The organism is Acidithiobacillus sp. TH-A35 (assembly GCF_057473505.1).
In genome coordinates, this window is sequence record NZ_JBYCKR010000136.1 from 1 (window position 1) to 4,067 (window position 4,067).

Annotated in this window: 6 protein-coding genes; 3 read left to right on the plus strand and 3 right to left on the minus strand. The window is 59.2% G+C overall.

What is annotated here, in order from left to right:
* Positions 1–154: 154 nt before the first annotated feature.
* Positions 155–454 carry an Arm DNA-binding domain-containing protein gene (locus tag AC2VNK_RS04830; RefSeq protein WP_486883023.1) on the plus strand — a complete coding sequence of 100 codons (300 nt, stop codon included), beginning with the start codon at positions 155–157 and terminating at the stop codon, positions 452–454.
* Positions 455–513: 59 nt separating this feature from the next.
* Here AC2VNK_RS04830 and AC2VNK_RS04835 read toward each other — a convergent pair whose 3' ends face one another.
* A complete protein-coding gene (locus AC2VNK_RS04835; RefSeq protein ID WP_486883024.1) occupies positions 514–1,047 on the minus strand; it encodes a type II toxin-antitoxin system VapC family toxin in 534 nt (177 codons plus the stop codon).
* A complete protein-coding gene (locus tag AC2VNK_RS04840; RefSeq protein ID WP_366937053.1) occupies positions 956–1,195 on the minus strand; it encodes a type II toxin-antitoxin system Phd/YefM family antitoxin in 240 nt (79 codons plus the stop codon). Before AC2VNK_RS04840 ends, AC2VNK_RS04835 begins: the two co-directional genes overlap by 92 nt.
* A 262-nt stretch (positions 1,196–1,457) precedes the next feature.
* On the opposite strand from AC2VNK_RS04840, the gene AC2VNK_RS04845 reads away from it, so the two are divergent.
* Both AC2VNK_RS04845 and AC2VNK_RS04850 read left to right on the plus strand, forming a co-directional pair.
* Entirely contained in the window at positions 1,458–3,170 is a 1,713-nt protein-coding gene (locus tag AC2VNK_RS04845) for a proline--tRNA ligase (protein WP_486883025.1), read from the plus strand.
* A complete protein-coding gene (locus AC2VNK_RS04850; protein ID WP_291524807.1) occupies positions 3,163–3,639 on the plus strand; it encodes a universal stress protein in 477 nt (158 codons plus the stop codon). The genes AC2VNK_RS04845 and AC2VNK_RS04850 overlap by 8 nt, the downstream gene beginning before the upstream one ends.
* Positions 3,640–3,651: 12 nt before the next feature.
* Here the strand turns inward: AC2VNK_RS04850 and AC2VNK_RS04855 are convergent.
* Positions 3,652–4,067 (minus strand): ABC-type transport auxiliary lipoprotein family protein (locus AC2VNK_RS04855; protein WP_486883026.1); only part of this gene is annotated, 416 nt, incomplete at its 5' end.

Sequence of the window (4,067 nt, forward strand, 5' to 3'; positions counted from 1 at the left end):
ATCTCACCAAGTCCCAGCTCGCATCAAATCCCACTGAAAGCCGCTGACTTATATAACAGTGGCTTTTTCTTTGTCTCACAACATCTCAAGATATCGCTTGCCATCTCGGGGCAACTGGGGGCAACCAAGATAAGCCTATTCGGAGTTGCCCCCAATGTCCTTGACTGACACTAAAATCCGGCAGTCTAAGCCTAAGGAGAAGTTATACAAATTATCTGATGAAAAGGGGCTCTACCTAGAGATTGCTCCTGCCGGAGGGAAGTGGTGGAGACTGAAGTTTCGGGTGGACGGCAAGGAAAAACGGCTATCACTAGACTCCCGGTGTCAGCATAGTTGTCGCCAAGCACCCCGCCTTATCGTTATCCGCCCTCCATGTGGCTTAGTAAGCCACATGGAGGGCGCGCGCAGCTCTTCGTCCCTTACCCAGATGCCGCCTGCCCCTAAAATAACTTGACCACAGAACCATCAATTGTCTAAGCAACCCATGTTCCCAAATTTTCCTGCTTGTTTATTTTACACGACGTCCCCAATGCCATTGCTGGCGCGAACGCCCATCATCGCCGCCGCTTTCAGCATCCCCTTGTCCAGCGATAACACCAGATCGGCCCCATGATTTCTGGCGATGGCCAGATGCAACGCATCGGCTGTGCGCAGAGCTGTCGCATAGTGCCGAATGTAATTCCCTGCCAAGACAAAATCGTCGTGCCCAGGACGCAGCACACGGAAAACATCACGAATCAAATCATCGCACATGCCTTCGGCGGCTAGCGCCTCCTCCTCACGCAAACCACTCATGCGGACCTCGCGGGCCAGCAGGCTGGAGAACTCAAGCCGCGTGAGGCTGTTCAACACAAATTCACCAGCAGGCAATGCTTGCAGGTATGCAGTCACCTGCACGCTCGTCGGTTCCTCCAGAATGAGTGGCGCCAGAAAACTCGTGTCGAAATACCACACCTCAGGTCGACTCGTCCCGCCTCTCTCGCAAGAGGTCAACACTCCGTTTGCGCCAATGTGGCATTCTGGCCCGAAATGCAGCAAGGCGGTCAACCGGGAGTGCTCCGGTGGTTTTATCCGCGCTCTCCACGCGCGCTACAGGCCGCCCATGGCGCGTGATAACCACCACTTCACCGTTTTCCACCTGATGGAGTATTTCACTGAGATGCGCCTTGGTTTGGGCCAGGGTATAGGTTGCCATAGTTGTGTGCCCTGTATGACCATAATAGTAGTCATACTAAAGATCGGCAGCGCAAGCTTCAACGATCGAGCAGAACGGCTGGCGCGACGCAGTCGCGCGGACGAGCGGACGGACCCGATTCCTCTCCTACTGCGAATCAGGTCAGCAAAATACATCACGTCACCACCTCCATTTGATCCGTCGCCAGACTTGGCGCGCGCCGCCCCTTCCTTTGTCTCCCGCCCTTTCTTACACTGTATGCTACGACTCAACAGGACTTTTTATGCGCGCCAGTCAGATCTTCATCCCCACCCTTAAGGAGACACCCGCCGAGGCGGAGCTCATCAGCCACCAGTTATTGCTGCGCGGGGGCTTTATCCGCCGCCTGGCTTCCGGCTTGTACACCTGGATGCCCTTGGGGTTGCGGGTGTTGCGCAAGGTGGAGCGGGTGGTGCGCGAGGAGATGGACCGCAGCGGCGCGCAGGAACTACTGATGCCGCTGGTACAGCCCGCCGAGCTGTGGCAGGAGTCGGGGCGCTGGGAACAGTACGGCCCGGAGCTGCTGCGCTTGCGGGATCGTCATAACCGCGATTTTTGCCTGGGACCCACCCATGAGGAAGTCATCAGCGATCTGGTGCGGCGGGAGATTCACTCTTACCGACAGCTTCCCGTCAATTTCTACCAGATTCAGACCAAGTTTCGCGATGAAATCCGCCCCCGCTTCGGGCTGATGCGCGGGCGTGAGTTCATCATGAAGGATGCTTATTCCTTCCATATGGATCACACCTCGCTGGAGATCACTTACCAGACCATGTATGAAGCCTATCAGCGGACGTTCACCCGTCTTGGGCTGAACTTCCGTGCGGTGGAGGCGGATAACGGGGCTATTGGCGGCAAGCGCTCCCATGAGTTTCATGTGCTGGCGGACTCTGGGGAAGATGCCATCGTCTCGTGTCACCACTGCGCGTATGCCGCCAACATGGAAAAGGCCCAAAGTCGCCCGGAACCCGTCGGGACGGAGGTGCCGCTGCTTGCCGGGCAGGTGCAGACGCCGGGCAGCCGCACGGTGGCGGAGCAGGCGGAACATCTGGGTATCAGCGCCGCCAACATTGTCAAGACCGTGTTGGTGATCGCCGACGGTAAGATGGTCATGTTGTTGTTGCGCTGCGATGACGAGTTGAATCTGATCAAGGCCGGGCATGCCCTGGACGCGCAGAACGTGCAACTGGCCAGCCCGGAAGAAGCGGTATCGGCCACGGGCGCGCCCTTGGGCTTTATCGGCCCCAAGGACCTGCCGCTGCCTATCCCCATTATGGCGGATCACCGCGCCCTTGGCGTGGCCAATTTCAGCACCGGCGCCAATGCGGCGGAACTGCACTGGATCAACCTGAACTGGGACCGGGATTTGCCGCGCCCGGAAGCGGCCGATCTGCGCAATGTCCGCGCTGGGGATGGCTGCCCCCATTGTGCCACAGGCACCTTAAGTATCCGTCGCGGCATCGAGGTGGGGCATGTCTTTCAACTCGGGGAACTCTACAGCAAGAGTATGGGTATTACCGTGCTGGACGAGACAGGCCGCGACGCCACAGTGACCATGGGTTGCTACGGTATCGGTGTGTCGCGGGTGGTGGCGGCAGCGGTGGAGCAGCATTTTGATGATCGTGGCATCACCTGGCCAGTGGCCCTGGCGCCCTTTGATGTCGGTATCGTCGCCATCAATGCGCGCAAGTCGCCAGAAGTGGCCGCCGCCGCTCAAGCCCTGCATGATCGCCTGGAGGCGCTGGGCTACAGCGTACTACTCGACGACCGCGATGAGCGTCCGGGGGTGCAGTTTGCCACCATGGATCTGATCGGTCTGCCCCATCGCATTGTGGTCAGTGACAAAGTGCTGGCGCAGGGCGTTTGGGAATATCGGGCGCGACGCGCCACCGAAAACCTCCTGCTCGACGAAACGCAACTCATGGACTACCTGCGCAAGGAGTATCCCCGTGGATAAATCACCCGTAAAGATCCCCGTAAAGCATATTTTGGTGGCCGTCGATTTTTCGCCGATGGCCCTGTACACCGCCCGGATGGCGGCGCAAGAAGCCCAATTGCACGGTGCCAGCCTCACCTTGCTCCACATTTTCAACCCGCAAATGCTCAATCTGCAGATGCCGGAAGAAATTCTGCCGCCGACCTTGGATCTGCGCGAAAAGCTGCTCCACCTGGCCCAGGCCGAGATGGAAAAGCTGCGCCAGGCCGTGGCCGAAGGCGGAATCACCCCGCGGGTAGAACTGGAGGAGAGTGGGGAGAATATCGGGAAGGCGGTGATTGCCTTCGGCAAGGCCCATGCAGTGGACATGCTGGTAGTGGGCAGTCATGGGCACGGCGCCATTGGCCGGTTGCTGCTGGGCTCCGTCGCCAATGACGTTGTCCATTACGCCAGCTGTCCAGTGCTGGTGGTCAAGCACCAGGAGGACTGAATTGGTAAAATCCTAAGGCTGGGGCGCAGACTTCCCGGTGCCTACCATCTGCGCGGCCCAGCCACTCACCGCTGTGACAAAACGTTCACTTGCCCCGGCCATGGCCACGGCACCACCCTGCGCACTCGCACTGGAAAGCGTCTCGGTGAAACGAAAACGGTGCTGGGCAGCCACCTGATAATCAGCAGTATTCACCAGCGTCGCGGTACCGGCGACCAGTGCCTTGCCCGCCTCCGGCCCGCTGAAATTCACCACGAAGTCCGTCAGTCGGACCTGCAATAGCCAGGTCGCGGTACCGCTGGACTGCCCCACCAAAACCGCCCGCCACTGGCCGGAGTCTTCCAATTGATGTTGCAAGCGGCTGGCAATCATCTGCGGCGGAGTGCCGACCCAGCGGGCGTCCCGGTAGGCCAGCAGGCGCTGTGGCT

Coding starts and splice junctions, on each gene's coding strand:
- AC2VNK_RS04840 (WP_366937053.1), bottom strand. CDS start 1,195: ATGGCAACCTATACCCTGGCCCAAACCAAGGCGCATCTCAGTGAAATA.
- AC2VNK_RS04845 (WP_486883025.1), top strand. CDS start 1,458: ATGCGCGCCAGTCAGATCTTCATCCCCACCCTTAAGGAGACACCCGCC.
- AC2VNK_RS04830 (WP_486883023.1), top strand. CDS start 155: ATGTCCTTGACTGACACTAAAATCCGGCAGTCTAAGCCTAAGGAGAAG.